Origin of the sequence: Candidatus Sulfotelmatobacter sp. (assembly GCA_036500765.1) — a bacterium.
Classification (GTDB): Bacteria; Acidobacteriota; Terriglobia; order Terriglobales; family Acidobacteriaceae; genus Sulfotelmatobacter.
In genome coordinates this window covers 1,986,724-2,004,133 of record DASYBM010000004.1, presented here as the reverse complement: position 1 = coordinate 2,004,133, position 17,410 = coordinate 1,986,724, and the positions used below count along the sequence as shown (strand labels likewise).

Genomic DNA, 17,410 nt, shown 5'->3' with positions numbered 1-17,410 from the left:
ACCCAATGATTCATGATGAAGTAGAAATCCTGTATGTCGAAGATGACCAGGCAGACGTGGAACTAACGCTGGCGGCCATGCGACGGGGCAAGATGGTAAACACCATGCACATCGCCCGCGATGGGGCAGAAGCACTTGACTTTTTGTTTTGCCAGGGTTCGCACGCCAGTCGTGAATTCTCCAATCCCAAGTTTGTTCTGCTCGATTTGAAACTACCCAAAATTGGAGGCATCGAGGTGCTGCGAGCTATTCGCAACAATCCCCGCACCAGTCTTCTTCCGGTGGTAATTCTGACTGCATCGAACGAACAACGGGATCTGATCGACAGCTATCAATTGCACGTCAACAGTTACATCCAAAAACCCGTAGACTTCGCAAAATTCCAGCAGATCGTGCAGCAACTCGGGCTCTACTGGTTGATTGTCAACCAGACGGCTCCCGCAACAAACTCTGCCGCGGCGGGGTAGTGCTATTTTGTCTGAATGCGCGCAGTCTGCCTCGTGCAAAATCCTATCTCGGCCGGGCAGCGGCAACTCTCCGCCAGCAACGCGCAACCTACTTTCAACGTAAATCTTGAGTGGCCCCTCGGCAGCGGTTTTGGGGGCGCTAACAAAAAAGGAGCAATCCGAATGAATACATTCAATCGCCTGTTGATGTGTGTGACGCTGATATGTCTGATGACAGCTTGGACCTTCGCCCAAAACTCCAGCGAAGACAAGTCCAAGAGCGAAGTACGAACCATGACCGGATGCCTCACCCAGAACGGCAACAACTACACCTTAACCGCCAACGATGGCAGCACCTGGGAGATTCACGGCAACAGTTCGGTCGATTTGGCTAGCCAGGTGAACCATACCGTGGAAGTCACTGGCGCGGTCTCGCACACCATGGCCCACAATATGAAAGAAGATGAGAAAGATATGGCGCACGATACCGGAATGAAGAAAAACAACGCCGAACATGGTCACCTGAAAGCCACCGACGTCCATCAGGTTTCCGATTCCTGCCACCAGTAGGCTCGTATCGGAAGTGAAAAAACGAAATGGGCACCCGGCATGGGTGCCCGTCCTTTGATGGCATGTTTTCGGTACGGTGTTAATTACCCTCGAACGCTGATCTTCGAAAACGACAGTACGGCACGACTCGGCGTCGGCCGGCCCATTGAGAGCGCAGGACGAAATGTCGTGAAGATCAACATGCGCTTCACTTGGGGCAACACTTCCTTTGACGCTTCGGTGTCCGACAGAATGCGGTAATCCTGCACCCGGCCGTTGGCGTCGACGTAAGCCTCAATCACCAGTGAATCGGCATCGATCGAATCCATAGTCATGCCAAAGGCGCTCTGCTGCAATTCGGGCGCGGTATTGAGCATGACCAGCGGTACATCGTTACTCGCCACCAGCGACGACGGCGCCACAAAGTAAACCATGGCGATGCCAAAGATAATCAATGCGCTCAGAAATCCAGCCGTAGCCGGAACCATGAAGGCGTGCAGGGAATTTTCCAGCCGAATTCTCCAGCCTTCGAAACGAACTCGCCGGGCCTGGTCCGTTTCCCGCGAAATGGCCAACCGCAGCCTCAACCCCAGGTCCGCCGGAACCCTCGGCCGCATCGTGCTCACCAGCAACTGTTGCGTCTTTCGCAGTTCGCGATACTCCCCGCTGCAATCCGCGCACCCCGACAAATGATCCTGCAGCGCGAGCATCTCCGTGCCCGTAATTGCTCCATCCAGATATGGCGAGAATAGCCGCTTCGCCCGCGGGCACTCCAGTGGCGCATTATTCACTGTGCCTGTCTTCACTGTGCCCATCATGAAATCACCTCGAACCTTCTACCCCCTCCAGCAACCTGCGACCGCTCTTTATGATTTTGTTTTGACGAAGCTAACCCCAATTCGTTTCCAACTTCGCGTACGTACGGCGCCAGCCGTTGCCGCAGTGCGTCTCTGCCACGCGTAAGCCGAGACTTCACCGTTCCCAGCGAAATCTCGAGAACCTCGGCAATCTCTTCGTACGACATGTCTTCCAGATCGCGCAGAATCAAGGTTGTCCGGTACGGCTCCGGGACTTTGCGCAACTCCTCATCCACCCGGTGCTGCACTTCGTGATGCGCGACCTGGTCAAACGGAGATTCCGCATGATCGGTCAGCGCCACCTGCATCGCATTCTCTCCCAGGCTCGGTCCATCGGATTCCACCGGCTCAATCGAAGTCTCTTTCGCCTTATGCCGGAACCACCACCGCCGCCGGTTCGCCGCCTCATGCAGCGCGATGCGGTAGATCCACGTCTTCAGCGTCGAGCCGCCATGAAAATGCTTCATCCCGCGAAACACTTTCAGAAACACATCCTGGGTCGTGTCGGCCGCGTCCGCCGGATCATTCACGATCCGATAGACGAGCCCATACACCGGCTGCTGAAACTCGCCAATCAGCCAGGCATAGGCCTCTTCCGAACCAGCTTTCAGTTCGGCGACAATCGCCGCCTCTGCTTGCGACCGTGCTCCGATTGCACTTGCCAGATCACCCAAGGTGGTTACTCCCGCCATAATGGCGTCCCCTGCTTCCTAAATCATTATAGGATTTTACACCCTACCGCGCCTTAAAATCTGCTGCCCAGCCTGCTCCAAACTGCTGCGTGCCCGGTGTGTTCGATGCTCCCCGCGCGAAAACTGTGGAACGACACTCTCACTCCACATAGACTCCGCCCACCTGTCTAGAGTTCCCGATCTGTAAGTGTTTTGTTTTCATGACACCGGCGACCAAGACTGAGAGTGAGCGAAGCGGGCGACGACCACGTTTTTAGCGCAAAGGTCACCTCTCTATGGTTACTCGCCGTTCCCCGGCGCGCTAAGACATGGCAACCGACCCTTGAAAGCTGGCGGATTCCTATAGAATTCCCTCATTCCTCTCAAGCTTTCACCGGATTACAACGATCCTTCGCCGTTCAATCTGCTCTGGCTGTTATAGCGGCTCCGTTCGGGACCTTCAGATCCAATCTGCGCACGATCTCAGCCAGCGCGGTCAGCAACGTTTCGTAACTCTTATCCATTCCCATCGCCGACTTTTCCAGGAAGGCGCATGCCCCGTCTTGCCGCAGGCGTTCCTCATTCTTCTGCGACAGCGCGGTAAACGCTACGACCGCGATTTTCGCTGTCTCGGGATCGCTCTTTAAAGCCTTCAATACATTCGGCCCCGTCATCTTCGGCAGCAGCATGTCCAACAGGATCACGTCCGGCTTCTTTTCTCGCGCAATTTCCAGGGCTCGCTCCCCATCGGTCGCGGTGCAGACGTCATAGCCGGCACGCGCGAGAGCACGCTCCGTAGCCAGTCTCAGGAATTTGCTGTCATCGACGAGCAGAATCTTGGTCATCTCTCCATGTCTCTTTTCAGAAGTCTCGCCTGCGTTCACTCGGATTCCTGGAGGGAATCGACCGTGAACGAGCCGTCACCGTATTGCTATCGGCAGTTTTGTGAAGCGGGCGAGCAATCAGGAGTAACTAGGATGAGATTCGTCTCAGGTGGGCTCTCTCGAAAGGCCAATTGTGTGCAGTGGGTAATCTCGCCCGCTGGTTTGGTAGAACCAGGGGCAGCAGCCGCTCTGCCCAGAATCACTTCTCTATAGGAAACTTGTGCGCTCCTTCCAGCATGGCCTTTACGGCCGCACGACAGGCCGAGCGCAACTCTTGCTCGTGACCATCGGGAATCGATTTCGAGAGCAGCAGAGTGGTGGTCCCGTGCAGAGTCGCCCACACCGCCAGCGCCAATTGCGTGTGATCTTCGGGCATGCCTCCCAGCCGTTTGGCCAATAACCGTTCCACGAATGCGAAGTTCGGCCTCGATTCCCGGATCGGCCGCGGCCGGCCATTGCCTCGCGGCGGCGAAAGCTCCCGGGCGTGAGTATAAAAAAGCTGGTACTCATGCGGCACCCGGAGCGCCTGCTCGACGTAGGCCTCGGCCATTTCCTCCAACGTATCCCGCGCCGCAAAATCCTGCCGGATGCGATCCGCAATGCGCAGCAACAACCCGCGTACCAGGTCGCGACGGTCTTTGAAGCGCCGGTACACTGCCGGGGTGTTCGTTCCCGCCGCCCGCGCCACCGCCCGCATGGTCAGAGATTTGTCTCCCCCGCGCTTCCACAAGCGGTGTGCGGCATTCAGAATGCGGTCTTCCAGATCGGGATCAGGGCGCCGGGGCATTCTGCGTTCCTTCTGCTTTGAAACGACCGGTTTCTCTAAGACTTGGTTCTCTACAACCTGGTTATGTACGATCTGGTAAATCCGGCCGGATTTCACGCGATACTGCGGCACCGGCGCCATAATCCCGGAAATTGTGTTGACATCGTATACATAACACCGTTATACGCAGAAATACAAGTCCTCACCCATCACAACAGATTGCGCTATCAGGAAAAGGCGATGCGCCCTGTAATGGCTATTCGATGCTGCGCTAAATGTCTTAAAATAGATGCGGCGGACTTTTAGAAATGGCGCGCGAATCGATCATTATTTCTTCCACTAGCATTTCTTCCGCCAGCGCTTCCCCGGCTGGCGATTCTCCAACCAGGATTTCTCCCGGCCCGCAGTTTATGACCGCCATGGCGCTGGCTATCGTGGCCGACGTGTTGCAGCTTGTGATTTTTCCTTTGTTTGTGGAGGGTGCGCTTTCTCCGGCAGAGGACCTTCTTGATCTCGGCGTGGCGGCCGCGATGGTACGGCTACTGGGATGGCACTGGGAATTTCTACCCTCATTTTTCGCCAAGCTGGTGCCGGGAATGGATCTGGTTCCTTTCTGGACGATGGCAGTGGCTAGCGTTTGGCGCAAAGCGAAACGAGCAGTCGAAAGCACCGAAGCCAAGCCCCTGGAGAAGTAGAGATACCGGCAAACCGAGCGGTGTTGCTCCTATGGAAAGGGCAATTGTTCAGCGCAAAACAAAACGCCCCAGACTCATAGAGTCATGGGACGTCTGTTGATCAGCCCTCCCCCAAGTGCTGCTCAAGCACAATCTAACTCTGACCCAATCCCCGGTAAATGGCTCACCAGTGCCATATATGGCACGAAAGTGGGGTCTAACGCGCCGTAGCGTAAGCACATGAAAAATAAGGCCTCATTGCCAGGCAGCATCTTCCATGTTGCTAAGGGCAAATGCCGGAAGAAATAATTCTGACATTGATTTGTACAAGCCCGCGGCATTTCGCAAAGTAGATGAAAGAGCCAGAACATCGGGATTGAGGAGGACCGATGAAACCCTGACGGAGTTGGAAATGGAGCCGACGAGCGGACTTGAACCGCTGACCTGCCGATTACGAATCGGCTGCTCTACCAACTGAGCTACGTCGGCTTCTTAACGATTCTAAATGCGAGGCCGGAAAGCGTAAAGAGAAACGCCGATGAAGGGGCGCTACCCGCTAGGCAGCCCGAGCCGCAGCCAGGGCCTCGTACTCCTCCTCCGACTCTGCGGGAAGCAGAACCCACATGGTGTAGATGCCCAGCGCCGTTCCGAATGGAATGTTGGTAAACAGCGAAAGAAAGGCCACCACGAGCGTGAGCACGCGAGCCCAGCGCTCGCGCTGCAATAAACCGTAGCCGGCGATGAACCCACAGGCTGCTTTGGCGAGGAGGATAATCGCAATCGCGCTCAAGAGCGGAGTCAGAAACTGCGGCGGACCACTCTCCGGTCCGCGGGCGCGCAGATGTGGGAACAAAGTATTCGCGACAATGAATAGCGCCAGGCCACCGATCGTGTTCAGCGCCGAGAGCCCGAACCACAATATCGCTAGCAGGCGCACATGCTCCTGCACCCGGCCCGGCCGCGGCTGCATGAGCGATACCGGACCGATGATCTGCTTGCCGCATTTGTTGCAAAAAGCCTGACCCGGCTGCACTGCCATGCCGCACTGATCGCAGAACATAATCCCTCCGCCGCTTACCATCTAGAAGTTCGTCTGAAGGCCGGAGAATTTCGAAACCCTCAAACACTTCAACAAAAGATAATACGCAGAACCCGCGAAACAGTTCCCGCCTAAGTTTTCGCAGGATCGTTTTTTTGGGCGCTTTTTTGCTACCCAGGGGAAGTTGTCTTGAGAATGCTGAATGGAACGCAAAAACGAAGAGGCCACCCGGCAACAGGGCAGCCTCTTCTTCAAGGGAGAATAGTTCCAACGGAGCTTAAAAATCCGTCAAAACTTTCTGCCGAAATCTTATGAGTCTAAAAACGGGGGTGTCAAGCGATTTTTATGAAATAAATGTCTTTGTTTTCAATGGCTTACATAAGCGATCAATACTCGCGGAGAATGTACCAATTTGAGACAAAATGTTCATGCAAAGGTTCTAAGCCGATATTTCTAAAGGCACTTACCGGGGTTTAGAGAGGGTTTTGGGGGACCGAACCGGTGCTCTCAGTCCCACTTCCAGACGTACCTTTGACCACCGTTTCTGTCAGCCGCAGCGAGATAAATTCCATCTGTTCGGGACGGTCAAATACTTTGTCGGGATACATGCGTTTCATCAAAATTCTGATTCCCCCGAAGGCTACACCGGCCACGACTGCGAGTCCCGCAAGAATTCCGCAGAGAATCACGATGTTGAGAATCAGCATGTAGAGGTCGCGCGCCTGCGCATTGTCGGTGGCCTGGTTCCAGGTGACGCTGGCTTCCCAGTTCACCATTCCGAGCAGCGACTTTGCATCACCGTCAGAGATCGGTCCGGTCGCGATGGCAACGATGGGCCCGGTGCGTTTGTCGAAGAATGAACCTGCGCTTTCAATCGCGGCGACGCCCGCCTGCGGCGGTGCCATGTGATGCGCAGCATCAATCCGGCGCAAATGCTCGGCGGCTAGTTGTGGCGTGGGATAGGAGATCAGCATCAACGTCGCTTCGCCGCTCGTTGTGTTGTAACGCGCCAAAGTTACTTCCGAACTGGCATCGAAATCGACCTGGTCCGCGGCGACCGGAGGCGCTTGCGCGGCGAGTGCTTCCGGTCCCATCACATACTTTTGGGTGTTCGCGATATAGCCGCGGCGTGGCATGAACTGGATAAATGACGGCAGGTTGCCGGAGTTCCCACGGGGTCGCGGGAGCGCTCCCGCCAGCTCCCGCAACTGCTCCGCCGACATGACGGACTCTGCGCTGAACTGCGCGTCCACCAGCACATGCCCGCGATAGAAGAGTGTGCGCCGGCCCAGCGATACCCCCTGGTCGCCAATGTCTTCCTTGGCCATCCCCGGCTGAAGGTAGAACGTGTAGGCGCCAAAGGCTCCAGAAGCATCGGCGAAGCGCGCAGCGCGAATCTTCAACGTACGGCCGTCGTCCCGCGAGTAGGTACATGTGGCAACGTCGGTGAAGCGGTACTCCTTGAGCACGGCGGCATTCGTAGGGTCGGCGGCTGCGGGATCCTGGCTGATCTGCGGCGCCCCCTGCATCTGCCATCCGCCAAACTGCGCTGGCAGCAACGCAGGCGCCTGATCCGAATGGACTGCGGCTTTCTGCGCCGCTTGCGGATGCGCTGCCCACGCCACACCCAACAGGCTTCCGGTCAACAGGACGATGATAACGGTACGGGAAAAACTCATGAATATCCTGGCTTGAAACACCTACTCACAATTAGACCACAGAGCGGCCAGAAAAGTTTCTAGCGCTTTCTATCACCCAGGTCTCGAAGTTTCTCCGTACGGGCTGGTTACCTACGTGCCGCTTCCCTACACATCAGGGCCATTCACAGTTTGCCATTCCACGGGCAAACTGGTTGTGGGTGAAGGAATGCCGTCAAGCAGTGTGGATAAGAATCAGCGCCGCGGGAATCGCACCAAAGCGGTTCTTCCGGTTCGAGTGAAGGGCAAAGACAGCAACGGTAGAGCTTTTGAAGAGCTGGTGCATACGCTCGATGTTACTCCCGAAGGAGCGCGTTTGGGTTCGGTGCGTCGCGAATTGAATTTACTGGACGAGGTCACCGTTTTCTATCGCCAGCGCAGAATACAGTTTCGCGTGGTCTGGACGAAGAAGATGAAGGGCTCGTCTGAGTTTCAAGTCGGGTTACAGGCTGTGGCCCAGGACAGCGAAGTCTGGGGACTGGATTTTCCGGAGTTCCGGCGTCAACCAGTTTCGCGATCGGCGGCTTCTCAGGCCTTGGCGGCGGTATAGAAGTAGTACAGAGTGTAGAGGTATAAAGAATTAAAGAGAGGACTACGGTATGAGCTGCGCATCGCGCAATAGTGGGCTGAATAGACTTTGGACTGAGGAGGAAGGCCAGGATATCGCCGAATACTCGGTGATGCTCGCCGTGATTCTCGTGATTGTCGTGGGCACCGTGCGCCTGATCGGCTCCAACGCCGGCAACGTATTCTCGCAGGTGGGCAGCGCGATTCAGTAGCGATCAACTGCCGCTCGAGTCTTATTTATACTGCCCCGCAGCTTTATCGATCTTGCTGGCCATTTTCACGCCGCTCAGCCCGTCCACATACTTCGCGATGCCGCGGTAGAGCGATTCGGCAATGCGCTGGCGATATTCGCTGGTTTCCAGGCGATGCTCGTCGGCGGGGTTGCTGACGAAGGAAATTTCCGCCAAAATCGACGGCATGTTGGCGCCAATCAGTACGATGAACGGCGCTTTCTTCACTCCGCGGTCGCGGATGGCCGGGCTCTTGGCCGCCAGGCCACTATGCAGCGACTCCTGCACGTCTCCGGCAAATTCGCGGGACTCTTCAATTTTTTCCTTGAGCGCGATCTTCTTCACCAGGTCCTGAAGTTCGTAGATGGATTTTTCCGACACGGCGTTTTCGCGCGCCGCTACTTCCAGCGCTTCGGGCGAAGAGGTGAAGTTCAGGTAATACGTTTCCACGCCGCGTGCCGCGGGGTCATGGCTCGAGTTGGCGTGGATTGAAATAAAAAGATCGGCACGCTGCTGGTTGGCGATGGCGGTGCGCGTCTCGAGGGGAATGAAAGTATCGTCCTTGCGAGTGTAGACCACCTCAGCCCCCAGCCGACTTTCCAGCAACTTGCCCAGGCGGCGTCCTACTTCGAGCACGAGATCTTTTTCCTGGAGGCCGTTGGGACCGATGGTTCCGGTATCGTGCCCGCCGTGGCCGGGATCGATCACAATTCTGCCAATCTTCAGTCCCAGAGCTCTGATCAAAGACCGGTCGCCGCTGGCAGTCGGCTTGGCCTCTCGCGTTCCCGTTCCACGCATACCCAGGTCTCCTCGCTTCGAAGCCAAACGCGACGCTTTCTGGGGTGCTGGGTTGCTCAGCGTCGGTTCTGTTGCCGACGCCTCCTCGGGAACGGAATCGGCATCCACCGCGACGTCCTTTTTTGAAGATGTCGAGGCCGACGAACGCGAATGCGATGGTGTCGAAAGTTTCGCGACCTTTGGCGCAGGCGCGCCGTTCTCGTCATCATCATCGTCAGCCTCTACAACGACCTTTTTGACGATCCCGGTCGCGGTCCTGGCCCCCGCAGGAGTTGTAGCAAGATTGTCTTTAGACACAACCTCCTGACTCTCATGAAGCTGTTCGTGCTGGGTGATCGGCTTCCCGGCCAGTGCTTTGAGGTCAGCTTTCAACTCCGATTTGGGGACAGACTTCGAACCGTCGGGCTTGGTTCCCTCAGCCTTCGTGGGCACAGCCGAAGTCGCGGTCGGAGGTTCTTCCACATCTCCGGTTTCATCCGCCAGCGCTTTCCCGTGGCCTGCGGCTAGGTCTCTTCCGCGCATGTCTTTAGCGTGAAAATCTTTGCCATGAATATCGATAATCAGACGATAGGGATTCGGTAGCAGAAAGGCGTCGTAGTCCGAGAGATCGTCAACTTCGAGCACCACCCGCGTGCGGCCGGGCTGAAACTGCGCGACGCGAATTTTCTTCAGGAACCCATCATCCACATCAAAGCTCTTGCCCACCAGCGTGGACGCCAGCTTCGTATTGCGCAGGTCGAAAAAGATGCGGTCGGGATGGGCGATGCGCTGCGAACCAAACTTGATCTCGCCCTCCAGATCGATGGCGACGCGGGTGTAATCCGGTGTCGACCAATGCCGGATTCCCGTCACCCGAGGCTGATGTGGCAACCCCGTGCCGGATGAATCTTGTCCGGCATCGGCTTGAGAGTCGGAATTAGGATCTGCTTTCGGATCCAGGTTAAGGGCAGGCTTAAAAACCCTGGAATCAGCGGAAAGGTCCCCACCCTTCTCGCGAGTATCCTTAAGGGCCGTAGCATTGCCGGCGATTTCCCTCCCCGGCTTATTGGGGCTGTCGACCTTCTTCGCGGCAGCGGCCTCGCGATCGAGTTCTACTACTGCCTGCTGCGCATCTTCTACCAGGTGATTGTGCGGATAGCGATGCAGAAAATCCTGAAAAACCGCACGCGCCTGCCGGGCGTCATTCAAGTCGTCTTTGTATATCTCACCAATCGTGAACAGAGCATCGCACCGGTACTTGCTGCCGGGATATTCCTTCCGCAGAAACTTGTACTGGGCAATGGCTTCGTTCAGAATTTTGTCGTCTTCGAAGCGGCGACCCATCTCAACTAGAGTCTCGGCTACGGCGACCACGCTGGGATCGGCCTTGGTCGAAGTGGGTGCGCCTAGATAGACATTGCGATAGGCGTTGAGTACGCGCTGGTAGTTGTGGCGGGTGCGGTCGGCGAGAGGACGTCCGTTGAGCGCTTCACGCATGCGCTCCGCGGCGGCAAAGCGGTCGCGCGCCCAAGCTTCCGTATGATGCGTCCGGGCGTACGCCGGCATTCCGGAAAGCGCCATCAGCAACAGCAGCGCTCCCCAGCGCAGGCTGCGCTGGCTTAATTTCATTTTCAAAGTCGGTCCGTAACTGTCTTGACCCAACTGTCTCGATCTGCCGTTGCAGTTGAACTGCCTTAGGTACCTGAGAGATTGCTAAGTAAAACTTACTGAAAACAGATGCCGTAAACCTATTCGGTGTTGCTGATGTAAAGCATGCCCCGCGCATCTCGTTGAACCCGCACCGGATCGCGTGTAACGCCGGACTGAGAAAGATCAAAACCGCCATAGTAAAGATTGGTAATTCTCCGCACGTAATTCTGCGTCTCGGCGAAATGCGGGACGCCGTTATTGCGGGCCACCGCGCCCGAACCCGCGTTATAAGCGGCCAGGGTCAGATTCACGTCGCCGCCGTAATTCTCAAGAAGTTGCTTGAGATGCCGCACGCCCGCATCCACGTTCTGGTCGGGGTCAAACGGATTCTTCACCTTCAACTCCCTCGCCGTGGAAGGCATTAACTGCATCAGCCCCATCGCTCCCTTGCGCGAAACGGCATTGGAATTGAAGTTCGACTCCACTTTCACCACCGCCCGCACCAGGTTCGGGTCTACATTGTGCCGCGCCGCCGCCATCGTGATGGAGGCGTCGATTTCGTCTTGCGTAGCCTGATGTCCCCGGTAGTTGGCAGCTAAAATCCTGGCATTGGCTGACTGCTTCGACTCATGACCGAAATATTGGGCACCCTCGTATTGGACGACCTCGGCCGCCGCCGACCGCGCCGCCTGCATCGAGGCCGTATTCACCGACGGTACCGGCTTCCAGCGATTCTCCTTGCTGCTCCAGTACACCAGCGAGGACCGCTTCGGTTGCGGAGCCGGCGTCGCCGCATGTTTCTGCACCGGGGCTTCATCGTTCACGTAGATCTTGCGTCCGTGCTCGTCGGTAGTAGAGATTACTTGGGACGTGCTGTCGCCCTCGGCGGCCCACACGTGCAGTGGATAGAGAAAGTAGGAGGTCGCGATTGCCGTGGCGGCCGTCAGCATGAATGCGAGTTGCAGGCGCTTTCGCATATCCGGGCGTTGTCCCTTTCACCAAACTCTCGTCGGGAGACTGGCGCTAGCTAAGACTCGCGCTAGACAGGCCTTGCCCTCCCCACCCACCACCCGGAACCTCACGGAGAATCCTTCAACCAGAGTAGGACCAGTATAGGCAGAAGGAATGCACCCGGCAATCTCTCCGAAGGGAGTAGAACCATCGGAGTAATCGAGGCAAGCGCTTGAAAAATATGCGTATTAGAAGATTTTAGGAACCGGGCGGAAATGCCGGAGGTAACCCAGGGCGAGGTTACCACGGGTTCATGGGTACATCCGCGCTTCGGGCGCCGAACCTCCGCAATTCACCGCAGATGAGCGAACGGATTTTCTATGCGAATGCCCGCAATCTGCTGCTGGGCATCCAAGTCCTCCGACAGGATTCGCGTCGTTCCAGCTTTCGCTGCGGAAGCGACAATGAGTGCGTCCCAGAAACCGATGCGGGATTCGTCCTCGATTCGGAACGCGGCTGCAATTTCGGTCGGCGTTGTTTCCACGCACCAGATCGAATAGCTGTTCACCACCAGCCGCGCTTCGCTTCTCGGCAGCGGGGAAGCGATCTTGCGGGTTACGTTCACATAAAATTCCTTTAGCACTTGCATGCTGAGAACACCGCTGCGCCCGCTCCAAAGTTCTCGCAAAACATTCCTGGCGATGTCGTGCTTGGTTTTCGCATCAACGTCGTGCGCGTAAATCAGGATATTTGTATCGACGAAGGTCTTATCGATCATCGTTCCGCCGTCGATCACCCCGCTCAGCGTTCATGCCGCTCCTCGCGGGTGCCACGAATCACACCGCCCAGATGAAACCCCTGCTCCAGGAAAGCCGTGGCTTGACGCTGGGCGCGCTCATACGCCTCGTCTTCTCCCACCAGAATCTCAATCTGCTCGGCCAAAAGTCCGCTGATAGAGGAACCCCGCCTCGCAGCCAGGATTTTGGCTTTGCGTATTGTCTGCTGGGGGAGGCTAACCGTAAGATTTTGCTTGGGCATAAAGTCTTCTACACGTAAAATACGTGTATCACGTTTAAGGCGTGCAGTCAAGTTAAGCCACCCTGCGTAATCGCATCCTGCACCCGCAATTGCGCGCGCAGCCGCCAGAGACGAAGGTTCAGTGCACCAGATCCTTTGGGTCTCGTTGCGGCTCGACGTGACACCAACGCGCCGCGAAAAATTAAGAGGGAAACGGCAAAGGGCGCAGGATTGTCCGCACTTCGCCCAGACGTTGCTTCGCCCGACGCCAGACTGTTACGATGCGGCGGGGTTGTCGCCAATTGAAGTCCATTCTGAATTACATCGGGGGCGAGTTCGTACGCGGCAAGCGTGAGTTCGCCGATGTGAATCCTGCCGACGGCAGCTTGATTGCGCAAGTGGCAGAAGCCGACGCTGGCTTGGTCGACGATGCGGTGGCGGCCGCCCGTAGAGCGTTGGGCGGGGAGTGGGGCCGGTTGGGCGTCCGCGAGCGCGCCGCTCGGCTGCACAAGGTGGCGGACGCGATCGAGGCGCGCTTCACTGATTTTGTCGCCGCCGAAGTGGCGGACACGGGCAAGCCAGTCGCCCTTGCTTCTAAGCTCGACGTTCCGCGCGCGGCCGCGAACTTCCGCGTATTTGCCGATCTGATCAAAACCGCGCCTCTGGAATCTTTTCAAACCGAAACGCCCGATGGCAAGAGCGCGCTGAATTATGCGGTGCGCAAGCCGCTCGGCGTGGTGGGCATCGTCACTCCATGGAACCTGCCGCTGTTGCTCCTCACCTGGAAAGTCGCGCCGGCCCTGGCCTGCGGCAACACGGTCGTGGTCAAGCCCTCCGAGGAAACTCCGGCGACCGCCACGCTTCTCGCCGAAGCGATAGCGGCGGCGGGAATTCCTGCCGGGGTCTACAACGTCGTCCACGGCTTCGGTCCGAATTCGGCGGGTGAATTTCTTACGCAGCATCCCAACGTAAATGCCGTGACCTTCACCGGTGAGTCGCAGACTGGGGCCGCGATCATGAAGACGGTCGCGGCCTCGGTGAAACCGGTCTCCTTCGAACTCGGCGGCAAGAATGCCGCAATCGTATTCGCCGATTGCAATTTTGACGAAGCGGTCAACGGCATCCGCGACGCGGTGTTCCTCAACACCGGGCAGGTCTGTCTTTGCGCGGAGAGAGTTTATGTGGAGCGCGCCATCTTCCCGCGTTTCGTCGAGGCGCTGAAAGGTAAAGCCGAAACCCTGCAAGTCGGGTCTCCGCTGGAGAACAATACCAATCTTGGCCCGCTCATTTCGGCAACGCATCGCGACAAAGTGCTCTCCTATTACCGATTGGCGCGCGAAGAGGGCGCAACGGTACTGACGGGCGGCGGCATTCCGCAGTTCGGCAACGCGCTCGATCAGGGCTTCTACGTGCAGCCGACGATCTATACTGGATTGTCGGAATCGGCGCGCTGCGTGAAGGAAGAAATATTTGGCCCTGTGTGTCACATCGCTGCTTTTGATGACGAAGAAGAAGCGATCCGGATGGCGAACGATACGAAATACGGCTTGGCCGCGTCGATCTGGACGACGAATTTGAAACGAGGTCACCGCGTAGCGCAGGCGATGAATGTCGGTATTACGTGGGTGAATTGCTGGTTCCTTCGCGACCTGCGAACGCCCTTCGGCGGCGCCGGACTTTCCGGCATCGGGCGTGAAGGCGGAATGCATTCGCTGAATTTTTATTCCGAACTGAACAATATCTGCATTGGCTTGTAAGGCTTGCAGCAAAGCGCAAAAATGGGGAAAGTCGAAAGCACGGTGGTGGCGGGAAAGGCAAAGCCGCGGGGAAAATTTCCTCACGTCAAGCGCGCGGGCGACTTCCTGTTTGTTTCCGGTACCAGCGCGCGCCGCCCCGACAATTCCATTGCCGGCGCGGAGGCCGATGAACTCGGCGCCACGCATCTCGATATTCGCTTGCAGACCAGGGCCGTGATTGAGAACGTGCGTGACATCCTGAAAAGCGCGGGCGCGCAACTGGAAGATGTTGTCGAGGTGACGACCTACCTGGTGAACATGAACGATTTCGCGGGATACAACGACGTGTATGGTGAATTCTTCGGCTACGATGGGCCGACTCGGACGACCGTGGCCGTCCACCAGTTGCCGCATCCACACTTGCTGATCGAAATTCGAGCGATGGCATACCAGCCGGAGAAAAAGAATTAAGGAGCCGCAATGCCGTCTATCAAGAACCTAAGAGCCTTCAACTTTCAGGGTTGGATCGAAGCCAACAAAGAAAAATTCAAGCCGCCCGTGGGCAATGCCCAGGTCTGGGAAGACGGCGAGATGATGGTCACGGTGGTCGGCGGACCGAACAATCGGCGCGATTACCACGACGATCCGACCGAGGAGTTTTTTTACCAGCTCAAGGGCGACATTTTTCTTCGCCTCATGGAGACCCCCGGTAAGCCGCCGCTGGAGATTCCAATTAAAGAAGGCGAAGTTTTTCTCCTTCCCAAACACATGCGTCATTCGCCGCAGCGCTTGCAGGCGGGTACCATCGGCGTGGTCGTTGAGATGCCGCGCCCAGAGGGGGCTATGGACGGCTTCGAGTGGTATTGCCCGAATTGTCATCAACTGGTTCATCGTGCGGAAGTAAAACTGAAAAGCATCGTGACTGATTTGCCGCCTTTGTTTGAGCGCTTCTACAGCGACGAGAGCCTGCGCAAGTGCAAACACTGCGGAGCGGTTCATCCCGGCAAGCCGTAGCCATGTCAGTCATCCATCATGCGAATCATCGACATTCATAATCACTTTTTTCCACGCAATTGGCCCGATCTTGCGGCGCGTTACGGCACTCCCAACTGGCCCTGGATCAAGCATACAGAGACGGGCAAAGCGGAAATCATGGTGGGGGATCGGTTCTTCCGCCAGATCTATTCCGCTTGCTGGGACCCCGAAGTGCGGCTGAGTGAGATGGACCGCGACGGAGTGGACATGCAAATTCTCTCGGCCACGCCGGTGCTGTTCGCCTATGATCGTCCCATTCAGCATGCGCTGGATTGTGCGCAACTGTTCAACGATGCGGCGCTCGGACTCTGCGCCCAGGGTCAGGGCCGGCTGAAGTCCTTGTGCCAGGTTCCGCTACAGGATATCGATTCCGCATGCCAAGAACTGAGCCGGTGTATGCGCGCGGGGCACCTGGGAGTGCAGATCGGCAATCACGTCGGAGAGAAAAATCTCGACGATCCCGGCATGGTGACCTTCCTGCATCATTGCTCGGATGAGGGCGCCGCTGTACTGGTGCACCCCTGGGACATGCTCGCCCCCGAGCGCATGCCGAAGTACATGATGCCGTGGACCGTCGCGATGCCGGCCGAGACGCAACTCGGCATCGTCGCGATGATTTTAAGCGGTGCCTTCGACAAACTGCCAACGAAACTACGCATCTGCTTCGCTCATGGCGGTGGAAGTTTTGCCTTCTTGCTTGGACGGCTCGAGAACGCCTGGCAGCATCATCCCGTGGCACGCGGCGTTTGCGAGTTGCCTCCAAGGCATTATCTGAATCGCTTCTATACAGATTCCGCAGTGTTCGACGCGCGGGCTCTTCAGTTTTTGGTGGGAACCCTGGGCGCGGAGCGTGTCATGCTCGGATCGGACTATCCGTTCCCGCTGGGCGAGCATCGCGTCGGGTCGCTGATTCGATCGAGTGAATTGTCCTCGCTCGAAAAAGACCTGCTGCTGGGCGCGAATGCCGTGGAATTTCTAGCGCTTAATCGCCCGCAGCCTCAAGCGACCCCTGAGGTTTCAACCTCGGCCGCCCCGATCGTTCCCCACGCCGAGCAACTCACGTACAGTTCCTACCTCAAAGTTCCGGAACTTCTGAAGTTGCAGCGCCCGCAATCGAACCCGCAACACCACGATGAACTCTTGTTCATCATCGTGCACCAGACTTACGAGTTGTGGTTCCGGGAGTTGCTGCACGATCTGGACGCGGTGGTCGCCAACCTGCGCGGCGCCGGCGCGAACCCTGAATCGCGCGATGAGGTGTATGAAGCAGCGCGTTTGCTGCGGCGCTGCACGGAAATTACTCGCGTATTGGTGGAGCAGTTCACGATCCTCGAAACCATGCTTCCGACGCACTTTCTGGCCTTCCGCGGAAAGCTCGAGCCCGCCAGCGGTTTTCAATCGGAACAATTTCGCGAGTTGGAATTCTTATGCGGCCTGAAGGACGAGAAAATGTTGCGCTACCATCGCCCGACGCCCGAGGCGCATGCGCAGTTGGAGCGCCGGCTGCGTGAGCCTTCGCTGCACGATGTTTTCTTTGACGCGCTGCGGACCATGGGCAAATTGCGATTCGACGACACAGCGACCGAGCGCGAACGTTTCGAGGCGCGCGCCCGCGCCGTGCTCTCGCTCTATCAGGACGAACGAAGCCATCGCGATTGGATCGATGTCTGCGAACGGCTCACCGAGTTCGACGAACTGGTGGTGAGCTGGCGGCTGCGACATATACAACTGGTCGAGCGCGTGATTGGCGTCCGCATGGGCACGGGCGGCAGCGCCGGGTCGTCGTATTTGAAACTTACCCTGGACAAGAAATTCTTTCCCGAATTGTGGGAGGCGCGAACGCTCCTGACGCAGTAGCGAAGCG

The 17,410-nt window shown here is 57.2% G+C and carries 19 protein-coding genes and 1 tRNA gene; 9 read left to right on the top strand and 11 right to left on the bottom strand.

Going from position 1 to position 17,410, the window contains the following annotated elements; translation table 11 throughout:
• Window positions 1–5: 5 nt before the first annotated feature.
• Both VGM18_11360 and VGM18_11355 read left to right on the top strand, forming a co-directional pair.
• Entirely contained in the window at window positions 6–467 is a 462-nt protein-coding gene (locus tag VGM18_11360; GenBank protein ID HEY3973595.1) for a response regulator, read from the top strand.
• A 162-nt stretch (window positions 468–629) separates the two neighbouring features.
• A complete protein-coding gene (locus VGM18_11355) occupies window positions 630–1,016 on the top strand; it encodes a hypothetical protein (protein HEY3973594.1) in 387 nt (128 codons plus the stop codon).
• Window positions 1,017–1,099: 83 nt separating this feature from the next.
• Here the strand turns inward: VGM18_11355 and VGM18_11350 are convergent, their stop codons facing one another.
• From VGM18_11350 to VGM18_11335, 4 genes are all read right to left on the bottom strand, one after another.
• Window positions 1,100–1,813, bottom strand: a complete 714-nt coding sequence (locus tag VGM18_11350) for an anti-sigma factor (GenBank protein HEY3973593.1) — start codon at window positions 1,811–1,813, stop codon at window positions 1,100–1,102.
• Complete coding sequence (locus VGM18_11345) at window positions 1,810–2,544, bottom strand: sigma-70 family RNA polymerase sigma factor (protein HEY3973592.1); 735 nt, start codon at window positions 2,542–2,544, stop codon at window positions 1,810–1,812. The genes VGM18_11350 and VGM18_11345 overlap by 4 nt, the downstream gene beginning before the upstream one ends.
• A 398-nt stretch (window positions 2,545–2,942) precedes the next feature.
• Complete coding sequence (locus VGM18_11340; protein HEY3973591.1) at window positions 2,943–3,368, bottom strand: response regulator; 426 nt, start codon at window positions 3,366–3,368, stop codon at window positions 2,943–2,945.
• A 238-nt stretch (window positions 3,369–3,606) separates the two neighbouring features.
• On the bottom strand, window positions 3,607–4,194 hold the full coding sequence (locus VGM18_11335; GenBank protein HEY3973590.1) for a helix-turn-helix domain-containing protein: 588 nt from the start codon (window positions 4,192–4,194) through the stop codon (window positions 3,607–3,609).
• A 287-nt stretch (window positions 4,195–4,481) separates the two neighbouring features.
• Here VGM18_11335 and VGM18_11330 point away from each other — a divergent pair, with 287 nt between their 5' ends.
• Window positions 4,482–4,868, top strand: coding sequence for a hypothetical protein (locus VGM18_11330; protein ID HEY3973589.1), 387 nt, complete (start codon window positions 4,482–4,484; stop codon window positions 4,866–4,868).
• 392 nt (window positions 4,869–5,260) lie between these two features.
• Here VGM18_11330 and VGM18_11325 read toward each other — a convergent pair.
• The 3 genes from VGM18_11325 to VGM18_11315 all read right to left on the bottom strand — a co-directional run bounded on the left by VGM18_11325 (window position 5,261) and on the right by VGM18_11315 (window position 7,565).
• Window positions 5,261–5,336: transfer RNA gene (locus tag VGM18_11325), tRNA-Thr, on the bottom strand.
• A gap of 67 nt (window positions 5,337–5,403) precedes the next feature.
• Window positions 5,404–5,907: a zinc ribbon domain-containing protein gene (locus VGM18_11320; GenBank protein ID HEY3973588.1), complete on the bottom strand. Its 504-nt coding sequence runs from the start codon at window positions 5,905–5,907 to the stop codon at window positions 5,404–5,406.
• Window positions 5,908–6,359: 452 nt separating this feature from the next.
• Complete coding sequence (locus VGM18_11315; protein ID HEY3973587.1) at window positions 6,360–7,565, bottom strand: DUF6599 family protein; 1,206 nt, start codon at window positions 7,563–7,565, stop codon at window positions 6,360–6,362.
• A gap of 187 nt (window positions 7,566–7,752) precedes the next feature.
• On the opposite strand from VGM18_11315, the gene VGM18_11310 reads away from it, so the two are divergent.
• Window positions 7,753–8,133 carry a hypothetical protein gene (locus tag VGM18_11310; protein ID HEY3973586.1) on the top strand — a complete coding sequence of 127 codons (381 nt, stop codon included), beginning with the start codon at window positions 7,753–7,755 and terminating at the stop codon, window positions 8,131–8,133.
• A 49-nt stretch (window positions 8,134–8,182) separates the two neighbouring features.
• On the top strand, window positions 8,183–8,362 hold the full coding sequence (locus tag VGM18_11305; GenBank protein ID HEY3973585.1) for a hypothetical protein: 180 nt from the start codon (window positions 8,183–8,185) through the stop codon (window positions 8,360–8,362).
• Window positions 8,363–8,383: 21 nt separating this feature from the next.
• On the opposite strand, the gene VGM18_11300 is transcribed toward VGM18_11305, so the two are convergent.
• The 4 genes from VGM18_11300 to VGM18_11285 form a co-directional block, all read right to left on the bottom strand.
• A complete protein-coding gene (locus VGM18_11300; protein ID HEY3973584.1) occupies window positions 8,384–10,786 on the bottom strand; it encodes an N-acetylmuramoyl-L-alanine amidase in 2,403 nt (800 codons plus the stop codon).
• 119 nt (window positions 10,787–10,905) lie between these two features.
• Window positions 10,906–11,784 (bottom strand): lytic transglycosylase domain-containing protein, encoded by an 879-nt coding sequence (locus VGM18_11295; protein ID HEY3973583.1) that lies wholly within the window; start codon window positions 11,782–11,784, stop codon window positions 10,906–10,908.
• A 326-nt stretch (window positions 11,785–12,110) separates the two neighbouring features.
• Entirely contained in the window at window positions 12,111–12,536 is a 426-nt protein-coding gene (locus VGM18_11290) for a PIN domain-containing protein (GenBank protein HEY3973582.1), read from the bottom strand.
• A 23-nt stretch (window positions 12,537–12,559) separates the two neighbouring features.
• Window positions 12,560–12,796 (bottom strand): hypothetical protein, encoded by a 237-nt coding sequence (locus VGM18_11285; GenBank protein HEY3973581.1) that lies wholly within the window; start codon window positions 12,794–12,796, stop codon window positions 12,560–12,562.
• Between the two features lie 281 nt (window positions 12,797–13,077).
• Here VGM18_11285 and VGM18_11280 point away from each other — a divergent pair, with 281 nt between their 5' ends.
• Genes VGM18_11280 through VGM18_11265 form a run of 4 tightly spaced genes read left to right on the top strand, consistent with a single transcriptional unit; the run spans window position 13,078 to window position 17,403 of the window.
• Window positions 13,078–14,532 (top strand): 2-hydroxymuconic semialdehyde dehydrogenase, encoded by a 1,455-nt coding sequence (locus VGM18_11280; GenBank protein HEY3973580.1) that lies wholly within the window; start codon window positions 13,078–13,080, stop codon window positions 14,530–14,532.
• A gap of 21 nt (window positions 14,533–14,553) precedes the next feature.
• Window positions 14,554–14,982 carry a RidA family protein gene (locus VGM18_11275; protein HEY3973579.1) on the top strand — a complete coding sequence of 143 codons (429 nt, stop codon included), beginning with the start codon at window positions 14,554–14,556 and terminating at the stop codon, window positions 14,980–14,982.
• A gap of 9 nt (window positions 14,983–14,991) precedes the next feature.
• Complete coding sequence (locus VGM18_11270; protein ID HEY3973578.1) at window positions 14,992–15,525, top strand: 3-hydroxyanthranilate 3,4-dioxygenase; 534 nt, start codon at window positions 14,992–14,994, stop codon at window positions 15,523–15,525.
• A gap of 18 nt (window positions 15,526–15,543) precedes the next feature.
• Window positions 15,544–17,403, top strand: a complete 1,860-nt coding sequence (locus VGM18_11265) for a tryptophan 2,3-dioxygenase family protein (GenBank protein ID HEY3973577.1) — start codon at window positions 15,544–15,546, stop codon at window positions 17,401–17,403.
• The last annotated feature ends 7 nt before the right edge of the window (window positions 17,404–17,410 follow it).